Origin of the sequence: Clostridium sp. NSJ-145 (assembly GCF_021044725.1) — a bacterium.
Taxonomy (GTDB): Bacteria; Bacillota; Clostridia; order Clostridiales; family Clostridiaceae; genus Clostridium; species Clostridium disporicum_B.
Genome location: NZ_JAJNOS010000014.1, coordinates 82,079 through 98,871, shown reverse-complemented (window position 1 = coordinate 98,871; position 16,793 = coordinate 82,079). Strand labels below are relative to the sequence as shown.

The window sequence follows — 16,793 nt, the reverse complement described above, 5'->3', positions numbered from 1 at the left end:
ACCTCCTATTTGTCGTGTCAAAAAACTTGTTCATTTAGAAATAATTTCATATAAATATATGAATAAAAAATAAAAAGACCGTCTACTGAAATGATTTTAAAAATCATTTCAGAGACAGCCCCTTCATATATACAAAAATAAATTTCTATTTTTAATTTGTTAATTATCTTCATGATTCGTTAATGATATCACCAAAATATTAATTTATCAATAATTAGGTGATTTTGTTTGTACTTTTTGAGTCTATATCATCTCTAGTATCAATATCCTTTAACTCTTCTTCATCTTCAATTTGAATTATCTTCAAATCATCTATATGTTTTTTTAGTATATGCTTACCACCAATATCACCTTTTAAACTTAATAGTTCTTCTAAATATTTTCTACTAAAAATATTAGGATTCCCTAATCTATCTTTAAACCCTATAGAGCATATTCCTTTACCCCCACTATTAAATTCCTCTATAAGTTTGTTTATACTTTTAGGCTTAATAAAAGGTTGATCGCAAACCATAAACATATATCCATCAGCACTCTTATCCCTACTTATTCCTAAAGCAATAGAATTAGATATCCCTAGTTCACTTTCAAAGTTTAAAACAACATCAAAACCTAAATCAATAGATTTTTGCTTTATATCTTCATATTGAGTAACCACAATAATTTGATTTAATCCTTTTATACTTTTTAGCTTCTCTAAAGTATACATATATAGTGGTTTGTCATGAAAGTTAGTTAATAATTTGTTTCCATTAAACCTCTTACTATTACCTGAAGCCAATAAAATTAAATTAATCTTCATTCTCCATCATTCCCATTGCTATTTTTTCAGCAGTAATTGGAAGTGTTCTTATATTAACTTTAGTAGCATTATAAACAGCATGTGCTAAAGCTGGAGATGGTGTATTTATTACTATTTCTCCAATAGATTTTGCCCCAAAAGGACCAGTTGGCTCATAACTGCTTTCAAACTCTACTCTTATATTTCCTACATCAAGTCTTGATGGAATTTTATATTGCATAAAAGAATCATTTCTCATTCTTCCTTTGAAATCATAAGATATATCTTCATATAAAGCCATTCCTATACCTTGAACTATTCCTCCCTCAGCTTGAATCTTAGCTAGATTTGGATTTATCATAGTACCGCAATCAACTACTGCTACATAATCTATTATATCAAGTTTACCAGTTAATTTATCAATTTCTATCTCAACTGCTCCAACCATAAATGGTGGTGGTGATGTCTTTGAATAATGTGATTCACTAGCACTGATTGTTTTACTACCTCCAACTAAACATCTATTAGCTAAATCTACTAAAGAAATTTCCTTATCATCTTCATATGAATGAATTGACTTTCCATCAAAATCTAAGTTTCCTATTGGACACTCTAGAATTTTAGAAGCTTCTTCTAAAATTCTAACTTTTAAAGTTTCACATGTTTTAATAACTGCTCCTCCAGTTACATATGTAGTACTTGATGCATACGACCCTGTATCATATGGACTTTGGTCAGTATCAACACCATGAACTACTATATTTTCAACTTCACAGTTTAAACAATCAGCAGCTATTTGAGCTAATATTGTATCACAACCTGTCCCCATATCTGATGCACCTATCATTAATGTATAGAATCCATCATCATTAAGCTTTATTTCTACTGCAGCCGTATCTATATTTGAAATACCAGACCCTTGCATAGCCATAGCTATACCAACTGACCTTATCTTACCATTTCCCATATCCCTAGCTGGATATTTATTATCCCAGTCTATCATATTCTTTGCTTTTTCTAAACATCTATCTAATGCACAACTATTAGCAATTTCTCCATAATAAGCTGGCATTACATCGCCTTCTTTAACCATATTAAGCTCTCTTAATTTAATAGGGTCTATATTTAGTTTTGCTGCTAATTCATTTACAGCAGATTCTAAAGCAAATATACCTTGAGTGGCTCCATATCCTCTATATGCTCCAGCTCCCATAGTGTTTGTATATACTACATCATAATTAAATTTATATGCTCTTGGAGTGCTATATAAAGGCATAGATTTATGAGCACTTAAGCCTACTGTTGTTGGTCCATGTTCTCCATAAGCTCCTGCATTAGATAAAGTATTAATCTCTATTGCTTTAATTATTCCATCTTTATTAGCGCCTAAACGTACAGTTATCTCCATTTCATGTCTTGGACTTCCATTTGTCATACTTTCTTTACGACTAAATATAAGCATTGCTGGTTTTCCAGTCTTCATAGTAACTATTGCTGGATAAACCTCACTAACTGCACTTTGCTTTGCTCCAAATCCACCCCCTATTCTAGGCTTTACAACTCTAACCTTTGATTTAGGTATTTCAAGCGCATTAGCAATTATACGTCTTACATGAAATGGAACTTGAGTTGCAGATGTTATATTTAATCTTCCATAAATATCGAGTTCAGTAAAAGTTCTAAAAGTCTCCATCATAGCTTGATTATTAGCTTTTGTATGATAAGTTTCTTCTATTATGATATCACAGTTTTTAAGTTCTTCTTCTAAATTACCATGTTCAAAGCCACCAGTTGAACAAAGATTCCTCTTGTTATCTGCCCCTACATCACATAGAGCTTTAAAATCTTTCTCTGGGTGAACTAATATATTGTTATCTTTAGCACTTCTGAAATCTAAAACAGCTTCTAAAACTTCATATTTAACTTTAATAAGCTTCATAGCCTTATTTACAGCTTTCTCATTTTCTCCTGCTACTATAGCAACAGGATCTCCAACACATCTTAATCTTCTATCTAATATTAATCTATCATATGGACTAGGTTCAGGATAGGATTGTCCTGCTGTAGTAAATCTAGATTTAGGCATATCTTCATATGTTAAAATACACTCAATTCCTGGCACCTTCATAGCTACTGTAGTATCTATGCTTTCTATTAGAGCATGAGCATGAGGGCTTCTAAGTAATTTAACAACTAGACAATTCTTTGGTGCTAAGTCTTCTGTATATACTGGTTTTCCTGTTAATAGTGACATAGAGTCGCTTTTTCTTATGCTTTTATTTACATATTTCATATTTACTACTCCTTAGTTAATCCTAAATAGTTTTTTATCGCTCTTAATTGTCCCATATACCCTGTACAACGGCATAGGTTTCCTGCTAAATACAATTTTATTTCTTCATCACTTGGATTTATTAATTCTTTCTTCATAGCTAAAACATTCATTACAAATCCTGGGCTACAAAAACCACATTGCTCTGCCCCTTGATCAGCCATAAATTGTGCAAATTCTTTTGCCTCTTCTTCTAATCCTTCAATTGTAGTAACTTTTAAACCATTTGCCCTCATAGCAAGAGTTGAACATGAAAGTACAGGTTTTCCCTCTAAATGAACTGTACACAGTCCACAGTTTGCTGTATCGCATCCTCTTTTTACACTTAAAAATCCTTTATTTCTAACAAAATCTATTAATAATGTATCTGGTTCAATATCATCCTCAAAAACTTTATTATTTATCCAAACCTTAATTTTCATATGAACCTCCAACTATTCCTTCTATTCCTCTTTTTATAAACGCTTTAGCAAGAAGTAATCTATATTCCTTACTTCCTCTCATATTACTTTCAAATTTAACTTCATCAATTACCTTGCTTATTACTTTTTCTATTTCTTCTTTAGTAGGTATTTCACTTAATAATTCACTAACCCCTGACACTTCCATAGCTCTCTGAGGTCTAGCCCCTAAAACTATTTTCCATTTACCTTCTAACTTAGATACTGCACAAGCTAATGTAGGTATATCTGTTGAACTATTTCTATGAGTCATGTATCTAACTTGTCTGTTATCTTTTCTAATTAATATTCTTACTAAAATATCATTATCATAAGGCATGTCCTTATATTCTGATAAAGGAATTATTCCACCTTTATATAATTCTACGTATGTATCTAAAGCTAATAATACTGTTAATATGTCTGAGAAACCAAATCTTGAATAAATACTTCCACCAATGGTTGCACAATTTCTAAATTGAACTCCTACTATGTATTTCAAACTTTCTTTTATAGATTCATCAAAATATCTATTAAGCTTATTGCTTACTTCCATATCTCTTAATGTGCACATACAACCAATTTTTATAAATTCATCATCTTCCTCTATTTTATTTAATCCTAATGCTGATAAATCTATAGCATTTTGAATATTTCTTTCACCCATTTTAAGCCAAGCTGTACCACCTAAGACTACATTATTCTTTTTCTGATTTAACTCATAAGCTTCCTCTAAACTTTGAACTACTATATAGTTTTTAATAGTAAACAAATCACAATTCCTCCTAAACTTGTATCTAAATTCACACTAGAATATTAATTTATAGAAATATTTTCTATAATGCTCTTTACATAATAAATTTGCATATCTCCTAGAAATATGCAAATTCTCATATCATAAAATTAATATCGCTCTTATTTTAAAAACAACATTTCTTCTAATTATTAATCATAACTTCATCTTCTTTTTTATCTTTAGGTAAGATTAAATTTAAAATAGTAGCAATAACAAATGTCATTATGATTCCATTTTGAGCAAAAATGTTTCCAACCCAAGTTGGCAAACCAGCTAAAGCTTCTGGAACATTTCCAAGTCCAACACCAATTCCAATAGCAAGTGCTACGATTAAACCATTTCTACCATTTAAATTTTCTCTAAATAATGATTGAAGACCACTTACAAAAATCATAGCAAACATTATAACAGCTGCTCCTCCAAGAACTGATTGAGGCATTACTGATAAAACTGCACTTAATTTTGGAAAAAACCCTGCTAAAATTAAGAATAATGCACCTATCATAATTACAAATCTATTGACTACTTTAGTAACAGCAACTAGTCCAACATTTTGACTAAAAGAAGTGTTTGGTGCTACACCAAATAATGCCGCTATAAAACTTGCAACACCATCAGCTATTACTCCACCTGATAATTCTTTATCTGTTGCTTCTCTTCCAAGTCCTCCAACAGCTATTGCAGAAATATCTCCTATTGTTTCAACTGCTGTTGCTATATACATAATTACCATTGATATAATTGCATCTAATCTAAATTCAAATCCCATAACAAAAGGTCTTGGCAAGCTAAACCATGCTGCTTCTTTAACTTGTGTAAAATCAATCATTCCCATAAATATAGCTACTATATATCCAATAATTATTCCTATTAAGATTGCAGAAGTTTTAATAAATCCTTTAGTATAATTTTGAACAATAATAATTACTAACATTACTATTGTTCCTACTAATAAGTGCTTAGGAGCTCCAAAGTCTGCTGCTCCAGCTCCACCAGCAAAATATTTAATTCCAACTGGAAGTAATGAAAGTCCAATAGAGATTACAACTAAACTAGTTACTATTGGTGGAAATAATTTTCTCAATGGCTTAATAAAGAATCCTAAAACAATCTCTAAAAGTGCTCCAACTAAAGATGCACCCATTATTGCTGCATATCCATAAGTTGCACCAATAACCTTTTCCGTTCCTATAAATCCAGAACTTGTTCCCATTACAACTGGTAATCCTGAACCTACTTTAAAGATTGGATATAATTGAATTAATGTTGCAACACCAGCTATAAACATAGAATTTTGAATTAACATACTTTTTGTATTTGCGTCTATATTTAATAACCCACAAACAATTATTAAAGGTGATACATTTCCTAAAAACATAGCTAGAACGTGTTGTATACCTAGTGGTACTGCTTTTTTTAACGACACCCTTCCATCTAATTCATAAACACTTCCATTTTTCATATAAATATCCCCCATTACTGAACATTAAGTTTATTTAAAACATTATTGTTCGTATTTTAAAGATATAGTATCATATTTTTCTTTATCTGTATATACTTTTTACCATACATTTAGTTAAATTGTCATATTAATGAAATATTTCAATTTTTATTTCTATACATTTTTACTTTTTCTGCGAAACACGAACATTAAACCTATAGCCCTCTATATAATGTGAAACATTTAAAAATTTTTATAAAAAAGCTATTTAATTACTCTAAAATAGATTAATTAAATAGCTCTAATACACTTATATATATTCAAAAACAACTTTTACTTTTCCACCACAAACCATCCCTAAAGTTGATGCATCTGAGTTTGATAGATTATACATTTCAACATCAGAACTTCTACTATCAATTAGTTCTAAACTTTTTAAATATACAGCATTTTCAACGCTGCCTCCTCCAACAGTCCCTTTAAAACTCTTATCTTCTTTAATAAGCATTTTAGTTCCTATCCCTCTTGGAGATGATCCTACTTTCTCTACTATTGTAGCCAATACCTTCGCTTGATTGTCTTCAATAATTTCTTTTAAAATTTCTTCAGAAATTTCTGTTTTCTGATTTATATTCTTCTCTTTAATAATTTCAGCTGCTATACTTACAGCTATTTCTGCTGGAGTTTGTCCACCTATTTTTAATCCAATCGGAGTATGAACCTTATCAATTAACTCTCTACTATAACCAGCTTCTAACAATGATTCAACAACAGTTGCTACTTTTGCTTTACTTCCTATCATCCCAACATAAGCATAGTCTTTATCAATAGCAAATTCTAAACATCTTCTATCATCCTTATGTCCTCTAGTCACAATAACAAAATAAGTATTTTTATTAAAAATATTTTCTTTTAGAACTTCTTCAAAATTTCCGCAAATAACTTCATCTGCAAGATTAAATCTATCACTATTAGCAAATTCTTTCCTGTCATCTATAACTGTTACCTTAAAATCTAAAAGTTTTCCTATATTACATAATGGTAAAGCTATATGCCCACCACCACAAATAACTAAGTTAGGTTTACTAGCCAAATATTCTATAAAAACTTCCTTCTTATCATAAGTAACACTACATGTATCTTTGTTAAGCTTAATATTCTTTAAAATATCTCCCCATACCTCTTCATAACGTTCATCTTCTATCACAATATTATCATCTGTTTTAAACAACTTTTTCCCAGCAATATTTTCCCCTTCATATTCCCCAGAAACAATTGTTATTAAATAAACATCTTTGCTCCTATTTAATACATTGTATAATTTCGTATAAAAGTCTTTTTTCATTCCTTCTCCCCCATTAACCCTTATTTATTTTTTAAAAACAATATTCCCTCTAAAACTCCACCACCAATAGATCGTGCTTTATCCGATATAGTAAAACAATGTTCTTTCTTACATCTTGGGTCTATATCTCCACTTTTCATACCTTCAAAAACCTCTATACCACCTTGTAGCATCCCTCTAACTATTCCACTTATGCTAGCATAAACTGGTGTTTTATCAATATAAGCAACAACTTGTCCCTCTTCAACATAATCTCCAATTTCAGAAACCGGATTAATTATTCCATCACTTGTTGCTCTAATAATTCTTCCCACAGTGTGTCCACCTATATTTCCTGGAACACCTGTATTCGGAATAGCCTTACCTTTTGTAATAACTCTTCCCAAATAATGCCCTCTTTTTGTTTCTATAACCAAATCGCAATCTACCCCAGCTTCAAATCCTGGTCCTAATGCAATTACTATAGGTGCATCATCTATAGATGTACCTGTATTTTTCTTAGCTACAATAGCATCAACGACAATATCTGGTTTAAGCACTTCAATAATATTTGCATCTTTATCAACTATTACCGAAATAATCCCATTATCTATGTTTTCCCTTATCATTTGAATATCTTTAACTAGAGTAGCTTTTACCCCTTCTACCTCTACTTTACAATCATAAACAGCTTGAGAAAAAGCCACTGTTCTTCTAACCGTAGTTGGCTCTTCTATCTCAGTCATAACTACATCAAATCCACATCTTTTTAATCTATGAGCTACACCAGTAGCTAAATCTCCAGCACCTTTTATTAATACAAGCATTTATAATTCTCCATCTCTATTCTAAGCAATATCTATACGATGTAATGATAACCTTTATACTTTTATTTTCAATTTTTTCCGCTATTCTAATAGCCTCTTTTAATAGCTTATTATTATCTACCTTATTGATTATTACTCTATATTCCATTTTCTCTTCATTTAAGGCTTTCATTGAACCATCTTTACTAGATAGTATATATGCAAAATCATTAATGTCAACTATATCCTCTTCCGATTTACTTAGAATCCTAGCCACTATATTAGGCCTATGACATGTCTCTTTTATTCTCTTACCTAATGCATCTATACCACAAACAGCAACAACCATATTGGTTATATCTAAAATTACAGGTTCATGACTATCTGGTGCTTTTAGTGGTAACATCTTAGCTCCATCAGCTTCAATAAGCAAAAAATCACATATTTCTCTAAGCTCATTAACTTTCTCTATAGGAATCGATATTATTTTATCTTCTTTTGACTTTAACCCTACCGTTATAAAGTTATTTTCATCTAACTTTTTTTTAATTTCATCTATATTATTATTTAAAATAACCTTATCTTTCGGCATTTGCATATGTGTAGTTGTTGTTACTATTACTCTTTTTCCTTTGCTTGATAATTCTTCTGCTAATTCATAAATAGATGTTGTTTTACCTCCACCACCAATAAATGAAATAACATACTTTTTATCTAAATCTACTTCTAAACCTTCGTATAAATATTCTTTATTTATATTTTTATCCTCTTCAAATTTCACTACTTTCATCAACTCTCACCACACTTTTATAACTAATATTAATACTACAATATTTAAGATATGTTTACTTTATACTATATATTAAATATAAAATCACTTCATTCTTATTTCAAGATATATTTTGCATCTATTGTATTATTTTAAAATTCAATTTATCAATAGAATATTTCTCCTTTCTAATGTACATAATTATAATTATCAAAACATATAGGAGAATATTTATGCGAATTCCAAATCATATAGGTATAATTCCTGACGGAAATAGACGTTGGGCAGAATCTAAAGGTTTTTCAAAAGAAAAAGGATATTCACTAGGAGGCATAACCCCTGGTCTATTATTATTTAAACTTTGTCAAAAAGCTGGAGTAAAAGAAATTACATACTACGGTTTTACAACTGACAATACAAAACGTCCATCTATTCAAAAGGCTGCTTTTATTAAAGCATGTGTAGATGCTGTTAAAATATTATCCAATGAAGATGCAGAATTATTAGTTGTCGGGAATACTGAATCTAAATCATTTCCAAAAGAACTTCTTCCTTATACAACAAGAAGAGTATTTGGTAAAGGTGGAATAAAAGTAAACTTTTTAGTCAACTATGGTTGGGAGTGGGATTTATATAGTTTAAAGTCCACTTCTAATAAAAGCAAAAGTATAATGCCAACAATTCACTCAAGCGAAATTTCTAGAATAGATTTAATTATTCGTTGGGGTGGTAGAAGAAGATTAAGTGGTTTCTTGCCAGTTCAATCTGTTTATTCAGACTTTTATGTAGTAAATGAATTTTGGCCTGATTTTAAACCTGAACATTTTTACAATGCTCTAGATTGGTATAATGATCAAGATATTACTTTAGGTGGATAATACATGTAAGGAGTTAGATCTATGAAAAAAGTATTTATTATTGGTGCTGGAATAGGTGGATTATCTGTTGCAGCAAGATTATTACAATATGGATTTGAAGTTGAAATTTTCGAAAAAAATAATACTATTGGAGGAAAAACTAACTTTATTGAATTTAAGGATTTTAAATTTGACTTAACTGCTTCAATAATGATGTTTCCTGAAAACTACATAGATCTTTTTAAATTTTGCAACGTAGACTACAAAAACTATTTTTCAATGATACCTTTGTATAATTTATATTCAGTTTTTTACTATGACAATAGTAAATATAACTTTAGTACTAATCTACCTAATTTAAATAAAACTATTTTAAATATAACAAATAATAATATTAAAGATACTTACGGTTATTCTAACTTTTTATCAAGTAACTATAAAAAATATTTATTAGCTGAAGATTCAATTTTAAATAGAAGTTTCTTAAAAACGTCTAATTTATTAACTTCTTTAACTTTGCCTAAAGCTTTAAATTTCAAAGCATTTACTTCTAGTTATGATGATGCTAAAAAATATATAAAGAATGAAAAACTACTAGATTATCTGATGTTCCAAAGTATGTATGTAGGTATTTCTCCTTATACTTCACCTTCAATATATAATATAATACCTACGATAACTCAATATTACGGTTTATATCATATTAAAGGAGGAATGTACTCCTATATTAAAGCTTTAGAACAACTTATAATCGATAAAGGTGGTATTATACATACATCTTCTCCAGTCCATAAAATATTATTTAAACATAATAAAGCCAATGGTATTGTAGTTAATGGACAAAATCGTTATAGCGATATAGTAGTTTGTAGTAGCGATTATTCTTATACTATTAAAAGTCTTATAAAAGATAAAGACATAAGGACTTTTATTAAACCAATAGACGATTTAGAATACTCTTGTTCAACCTTTATATTATATTTAGGCTTAAATAAAAAGTACCCAAATCTAAACATACACAATATATACATAAATAATAACTTCAAAAAAAATATAGAAGATACTTTTAATGGTTACCTTCCTAAAGATTTATCTATGTATATTTATTGCCCTAGCTCCGTAGATGATAGTATATGTCCGAAAAATTGCGAAGCTATTAACATTATAATCAGAGTCCCTAACACTTTAAGTAATAAAGTAACTTGGACATCTGAAACAATTTATTACTTAACTAAAAAGATTTTAAAAACTCTAAGTTCTATTAGTGGTCTTGAGGATATTACAGAACATATAGTATATATAAATCATTTAACTCCACTAGACTTTAAAAATAAATTTAACACTTACGGCGGTTGTGCTTTTGGTCTAAGTCATACATTAAAACAAAGTATAATTTTTAGACCTCAATGTCAAATTCCTAAGATTAAAAATTTATTTTTTACTGGTGCATCTATTCACCCTGGGAATGGAGTTGCTATGGTGTTAAAATCATCTAAAATATGTGCTACTAAAATAAATAAAATGTATATGCACTAAAGCTTTCCTAATTGCGCAAATACATTTCTACTCTTTAATGTTTTTATATGCAAATAAATTATATTTTTAAACTCAAATATCTTATTTTTCTTAAAAAATTAGACTTTAGAGAAAATTAATTTCTCTAAAGTCTAATGGTATTTATAAATTTATAAATTATATACTTTGTAAATATTCATCTATAGCTGTAGCTGCCTTTTTACCAGCACCCATAGCTAAAATTACTGTTGCTGCACCTGTTACTGCATCTCCCCCAGCATAAACACCCTCTTTTGATGTTAAACCAGTCTCTTCATCAGCAATTATACACTTCCACTTATTTATATCTAACCCTTTTGTAGTAGAAGCTATTAATGGATTTGGTGATGTTCCAAGTGACATAATTACTGTATCTACATCTAGAATAAACTCTGACCCCTCCACTACTACAGGTCTTCTTCTTCCAGAAGCATCAGGTTCACCAAGTTCCATTTTTACACACTTCATTCCTTTAACCCATCCATTTTCATCTGCAATAATTTCAGTTGGATTAGTTAATACATCAAAAATTACGCCTTCTTCCTTAGCATGATGAACTTCTTCTAATCTTGCTGGAAGTTCAGCTTCACTTCTTCTATACACTATATGGGTCTCTGCTCCTAATCTTAATGCTGTTCTTGCAGCATCCATAGCAACATTTCCGCCACCTACTACGGCAACTTTTTTACCTACTTTAACAGGTGTTTGATAATCATCTTTATAAGCCTTCATTAAATTTATCCTTGTTAAGAATTCATTTGCTGCGAAAACACCATTAGAATTTTCACCTGGTATTCCCATAAACTTAGGAAGTCCTGCACCAGATCCTATAAATACAGCATCGAATTTTTCTTCTTCCATAAGTTCATCAATAGTAACAGTTCTACCTATAACTACATCTGTTTCTATCTTAACTCCAAGCTTTTTAATATTGTCTATTTCAGCTTTAACTACTTCATCTTTTGGAAGTCTAAACTCAGGAATTCCATAAACTAAAACTCCTCCTGGTTCATGTAATGCTTCAAATACTGTTACATCATATCCTTTTTTAGCTAAATCTCCAGCACAAGTTAATCCTGCAGGTCCACTTCCAATTACAGCTACTTTCTTCCCTTTAGAAGGCTCTTTAAATGTTAAATCTACATTATTATTTCTAGACCAATCCGCAGTAAACTTTTCTAATTTACCTATAGCCACTGGTTCTCCTTTTATTCCTAAAACACATTTACCTTCACATTGAGTTTCCTGAGGACATACTCTTCCACATACTGCAGGTAAAGCACTATATTTTGCTATATCTTTAGCCGCAGCTTCAAAGTCCCCTTTTTTAACCTCTGCTATAAATCCTGGAATATCAATAGATACAGGACATCCTTCAACGCATTTAGGATTCTTACATCCTAAGCATCTATTAGCTTCTTTAATAGCTCTCTCTTCATCATATCCTAAACATACTTCATCGAAGTTTTTAGCTCTTACTTCTGGTGCTTGTTCTGTAACAGGAGTTCTTTTCATTCTATCTTTCATATTCATTGCTTATCACCTCCGCAACCACAACCAGCACGATGATGTGTGTCTCCTTCTTCCATCTTTAATATAGCTCTTCCTTCTTCAGTTTTATACATAGATTGTCTTCTCATTGATTCATCAAAATTAACTAAGTGTCCATCAAATTCAGGTCCATCAACACAAGCAAATTTCACTTCATTTCCAACAGTTACTCTACAAGCTCCACACATACCTGTTCCATCTACCATAATCGGATTTAAACTAACTGTTGTTGGAATATGCAATTCCTTAGTTAAAATAGACATAAACTTCATCATTATCATAGGCCCAATAACTACAGCATGATCATATTTCTTACCTTTATGATTAACTAAATCTAAAAGACAGTCAGTAACTCTTCCATTAAATCCATATGACCCATCATCTGTTGATATATATAGGTTACCTGCAACTTTTCTCATTTCATCTTCTAGTATTAAAAGTTCTTTATTTCTTGAACCTATTATCACATCAACATTAATACCATTTTCATGGAACCATTTAACCTGTGGATAAACTGGAGCTGCTCCAACTCCACCAGCTACAAAGATAAACTTTTTATTTCTTAATTCATTAATATCTTCATGAACAAATTCACTTGGCATCCCTAATGGGCCAACAAAATCTTGAACGCATTCACCAACTTCAAATTCTGCTAATTCTTTAGTTCCAGCTCCAACTGTTTGATAAACTATTGTAACTGTTCCTCTTTCTACATTATAATCTGCAATTGTTAAAGGAATTCTTTCTCCCTTTTCATCTGTCTTGACAATTACAAATTGTCCTGGTTTTGCTGATTTAGCAACTCTCCTTGCTTCTATCTCCATTAAATAAATATTATCTGTAAGAAGCCTTTTATCCACAATTTTAAACATTTTATCGTCTCCTTAACTTCTAGAACTCAACTTTATTCCCATAATAAGTACATTCAAATAATCTTGCCATTGTCTCAGCATCTATTTCTCTTGGATTTGATCCTGTACAAGCATCAGCTACAGCATTTTCAGAAATGAAAGCTAAATTAGCTTTGAAGTCTTCTTCTTTAACTCCATATTCCTTCATTGAATGTGGTATATTTAAATCATTATTAAACTTATTAATTCTTTCTATTAATGCATCTGTTAATTCAGCATTATTAGAACCTTCTAATCCAATTCTTCTTGCAATATCAGCATATCTATCTTCACAAACTGTTCTATTATATTGAATTACATATGGTAAGAAAATAGCATTAGCACAACCATGAGGGATATGGAATACTGCTCCTGTTTTATGTGCCATGGAGTGAACTATTCCTAATAAAGCATTTGAAAATGCCATACCTGCTAAACATTGAGCTTCATGCATTAAGTTTCTTGCCTCTTCATCTCCGTTATATGAATTTACTAAATGCTCGTCCACCATTTCAATAGCTTTTAATGCTAATGGATCTGAGAAGTTTGATCTTAATGATGCAGTATATGCTTCAATAGCATGAGTTAATGCATCCATTCCTGTGTGCGCTACAAGTTTAGCTGGCATTGTTTGTGCTAAATCTGGATCAACTATAGCTATATCAGGAGTTATGTTAAAATCAGCTAGAGGATATTTAATCTTAGCCTTATAATCTGTAATAACTGAGAATGCTGTAACTTCCGTTGCAGTTCCAGAAGTCGATGGTATCGCTATGAATTTAGCTTTTTTTCTTAATTCTGGTAATCCAAATGGAACTACAGCTTGTTCAAATGTAAACTCTGGGTATTCATAGAATATCCACATAGCTTTAGCAGCATCTATTGGAGAACCTCCACCCATTGCAACTATCCAATCTGGTTCGAAGTCTCTCATTGCTTCTGCACCCTTCATTACAGTTTCAACTGATGGGTCTGGTTCAACACCTTCAAATATTCTTACTTCCATTCCGGCTTCTTTTAAATAATTTTCTACTCTATCTAGGAAACCGAATCTCTTCATTGATCCGCCACCTACAACTACCATTGCTTTTTTACCCTTTATTGTTTTTAATGTTTCTAAAGATCCTTTTCCATGATATAAATCCCTTGGTAATGTAAATCTTGCCATATTTATCCCTCCATAAATTAAATAATTTATTTCTCTATTATTTATATAGCAATTACTGTGCCAAAATTACAAAAACCTTATTACCGTTATTTTTTTAACCATATTTTTATTTTTCAAACAAATTTACTGCTCAAAAATTTCACATTCCCCTATTTTTACTGTTTGCTTTTTGAACACTGTTCACTTTTATTACACTTTTAATTGATATTTTTTTATTTTATTGTATAAAGTATTTCTACTTACACCTAATGCATTGGCCGATTTATATATATTGCTTTTGTATTTTCTTAGAACTTTAATAATATGATTTTTTTCAATAAATTCTAAAGTAATTTCATCGCTGTTTATTTCTTCAACTTCTTTTATTTCACTCTTATATTTATTATCACAATTCACATCTAGTGAAAACGACATATCCCCATCTAAATTAACTATATTTTCAATAACATTTTCCAACTCTCTTATATTTCCTGGCCAACTATACTTAATTAAATCATTATATAATTTCTCACTTACCTCGGGCACAGATTTATTAAGCTTAAATGACTTCATTCTTAAAAAGTAATTTATTAACTCTTTAATATCTCCATTTCTCTCTCTAAGAGCAGGTAAATTTATAGGAATTACACAAAGTCTATAATATAAATCCTCTCTAAACTTTCCTAGTTCAATTTCCTTTTTGAGATTCTTATTAGTCGCTGCTATTATTCTTACATCAACATTTATCTCTTCAGTTCCACCTAACCTTGTGATTTTCCCTTCTTGTATTACCCTAAGTAAATTAACTTGATGTTCTAAAGGCATTTCTCCAATTTCATCTAAAAATAAAGTTCCTCCATTAGCCATTTCAAATTTACCTATCTTACCACCTTTTTTACCACCAGTAAAAGTTCCATCCTCATAGCCAAAAAGTTCACTTTCAACTAAATTAGAAGGAATAGCACCACAATTAATAGCTATAAACTTATTATTTTTTCTCATACTATAATTATGAATAGATTGAGCTAAAACTTCCTTCCCTGTCCCACTTTCACCTTCAATCAAAATTGTAGAAGGACTATTAGCAACTATTTTACAGTTAGTAATTACATTTTTCATAATAGAACTAGATCCTATAATATCTTCAAAGTCATAACGTGCAATCCCTTTAGCCGTTGATTCTTCCTCATCTTTTAACGTAATAACTAACCCAATTAACTTTTTACCATCTCTAACACCTTTAACGTTTAATAATGTTTTAAAGTTACTATTTTCACTAGTTTTTACTTCCCTCGTAATTGATTTTTCACCATTTTCTAATATTTCGTATATTTTGAACCAATCTGGTAATATGAAATCAATATCTCTATTAATAATATCTATTTTATTACTCTCTAATATCTTAGCTCCATGCTCATTAATATTTTTTATTTTTCCTGTAGAATCAACTATAATTACACCTTTATCAACATTTTTAATTATGCTATCCATATAATTATATGCTTCTTGAAGTATTTCTTGAGATTTAGCATTATGTATCTCATTTTCTATAGCCTTAACCCCAAAAATAACTAATCCCAAAGTATGAGAATGTTTTTTATCCCATTTTCCCGTTAAATTTAACGTTCCTATTATATCACCTTTAATATTGTGTATAGGAGCTGCAGAACAAGTTAAACCCTTGAACATATCTACATAATGCTCATCGGCAGTAACTTGAACTGGTCTATTTTCAGCAAGTGCTACTCCCATGGCATTAGTTCCTATATTTTTTTCATCCATAAATACTCCAATATCAAGATTAAGTTTTGCAAATTCACGGATTGCTCTTTCAGCGCCTTTAATATCTAATATACATCCATCTTTATCAGTCAATATTAATATGAAATCATTATCCTCTATAGTTTCACATACCATATTTATGTAAGGTAGCGATACTCTTATTAGCTCTTTATTTTTTTCTAATAAATCATAAATTTCATTCTTTTTAAGTTTCTTTTTAGAATTATTAGTTTTAGTTTGTACCCCAAATTCCTTTGATCTTTCATGAGATTTTTCTATTAAACTTTCTTTATTCACTAACTTCATCCCCTACCAAATAAATT

Annotated in this window: 14 protein-coding genes; 2 read left to right on the top strand and 12 right to left on the bottom strand. The window is 30.2% G+C overall.

Going from position 1 to position 16,793, the window contains the following annotated elements:
• Positions 1–214 precede the first annotated feature (214 nt).
• From LQE93_RS13040 to yqeC, 8 genes are all read right to left on the bottom strand, one after another.
• The gene (locus LQE93_RS13040) at positions 215–802 is read right to left on the bottom strand and encodes a nucleotidyltransferase family protein (protein ID WP_231073964.1); all 588 of its coding nucleotides are present in this window, start codon (positions 800–802) and stop codon (positions 215–217) included.
• Positions 792–3,074, bottom strand: a complete 2,283-nt coding sequence (locus tag LQE93_RS13035; protein WP_231073962.1) for a xanthine dehydrogenase family protein molybdopterin-binding subunit — start codon at positions 3,072–3,074, stop codon at positions 792–794. Before LQE93_RS13035 ends, LQE93_RS13040 begins: the two co-directional genes overlap by 11 nt.
• 5 nt (positions 3,075–3,079) lie before the next feature.
• Positions 3,080–3,535 (bottom strand): (2Fe-2S)-binding protein, encoded by a 456-nt coding sequence (locus LQE93_RS13030; protein WP_055263481.1) that lies wholly within the window; start codon positions 3,533–3,535, stop codon positions 3,080–3,082.
• A complete protein-coding gene (locus tag LQE93_RS13025) occupies positions 3,525–4,325 on the bottom strand; it encodes an FAD binding domain-containing protein (protein ID WP_231073960.1) in 801 nt (266 codons plus the stop codon). The genes LQE93_RS13030 and LQE93_RS13025 overlap by 11 nt, the downstream gene beginning before the upstream one ends.
• A gap of 166 nt (positions 4,326–4,491) precedes the next feature.
• A complete protein-coding gene (locus LQE93_RS13020; protein WP_231073959.1) occupies positions 4,492–5,811 on the bottom strand; it encodes a uracil-xanthine permease family protein in 1,320 nt (439 codons plus the stop codon).
• Positions 5,812–6,100: 289 nt separating this feature from the next.
• Entirely contained in the window at positions 6,101–7,135 is a 1,035-nt protein-coding gene (locus LQE93_RS13015; protein WP_231073958.1) for an XdhC family protein, read from the bottom strand.
• A 20-nt stretch (positions 7,136–7,155) separates the two neighbouring features.
• Positions 7,156–7,941 (bottom strand): selenium-dependent molybdenum cofactor biosynthesis protein YqeB, encoded by a 786-nt coding sequence (gene yqeB / locus LQE93_RS13010; protein ID WP_231073956.1) that lies wholly within the window; start codon positions 7,939–7,941, stop codon positions 7,156–7,158.
• 16 nt (positions 7,942–7,957) lie between these two features.
• The gene (yqeC, locus tag LQE93_RS13005) at positions 7,958–8,710 is read right to left on the bottom strand and encodes a selenium cofactor biosynthesis protein YqeC (protein ID WP_231073955.1); all 753 of its coding nucleotides are present in this window, start codon (positions 8,708–8,710) and stop codon (positions 7,958–7,960) included.
• Between the two features lie 212 nt (positions 8,711–8,922).
• Between yqeC and LQE93_RS13000 the strand changes: the two genes are divergently transcribed.
• Positions 8,923–9,567: an undecaprenyl diphosphate synthase family protein gene (locus LQE93_RS13000; protein ID WP_055263468.1), complete on the top strand. Its 645-nt coding sequence runs from the start codon at positions 8,923–8,925 to the stop codon at positions 9,565–9,567.
• A gap of 21 nt (positions 9,568–9,588) precedes the next feature.
• Complete coding sequence (locus tag LQE93_RS12995; protein ID WP_231073953.1) at positions 9,589–11,082, top strand: phytoene desaturase family protein; 1,494 nt, start codon at positions 9,589–9,591, stop codon at positions 11,080–11,082.
• 156 nt (positions 11,083–11,238) lie between these two features.
• Here the strand turns inward: LQE93_RS12995 and gltA are convergent, their stop codons facing one another.
• The 4 genes from gltA to LQE93_RS12975 all read right to left on the bottom strand — a co-directional run bounded on the left by gltA (position 11,239) and on the right by LQE93_RS12975 (position 16,776).
• Positions 11,239–12,633 (bottom strand): NADPH-dependent glutamate synthase, encoded by a 1,395-nt coding sequence (gene gltA / locus LQE93_RS12990; RefSeq protein WP_231073951.1) that lies wholly within the window; start codon positions 12,631–12,633, stop codon positions 11,239–11,241.
• Entirely contained in the window at positions 12,630–13,523 is an 894-nt protein-coding gene (locus tag LQE93_RS12985; protein WP_231073950.1) for a sulfide/dihydroorotate dehydrogenase-like FAD/NAD-binding protein, read from the bottom strand. The genes gltA and LQE93_RS12985 overlap by 4 nt, the downstream gene beginning before the upstream one ends.
• Before the next feature lie 19 nt (positions 13,524–13,542).
• Positions 13,543–14,709, bottom strand: coding sequence for an iron-containing alcohol dehydrogenase (locus tag LQE93_RS12980; protein ID WP_231073948.1), 1,167 nt, complete (start codon positions 14,707–14,709; stop codon positions 13,543–13,545).
• A gap of 189 nt (positions 14,710–14,898) precedes the next feature.
• A complete protein-coding gene (locus LQE93_RS12975; protein ID WP_231073946.1) occupies positions 14,899–16,776 on the bottom strand; it encodes a sigma-54-dependent Fis family transcriptional regulator in 1,878 nt (625 codons plus the stop codon).
• Positions 16,777–16,793: the final 17 nt, after the last annotated feature.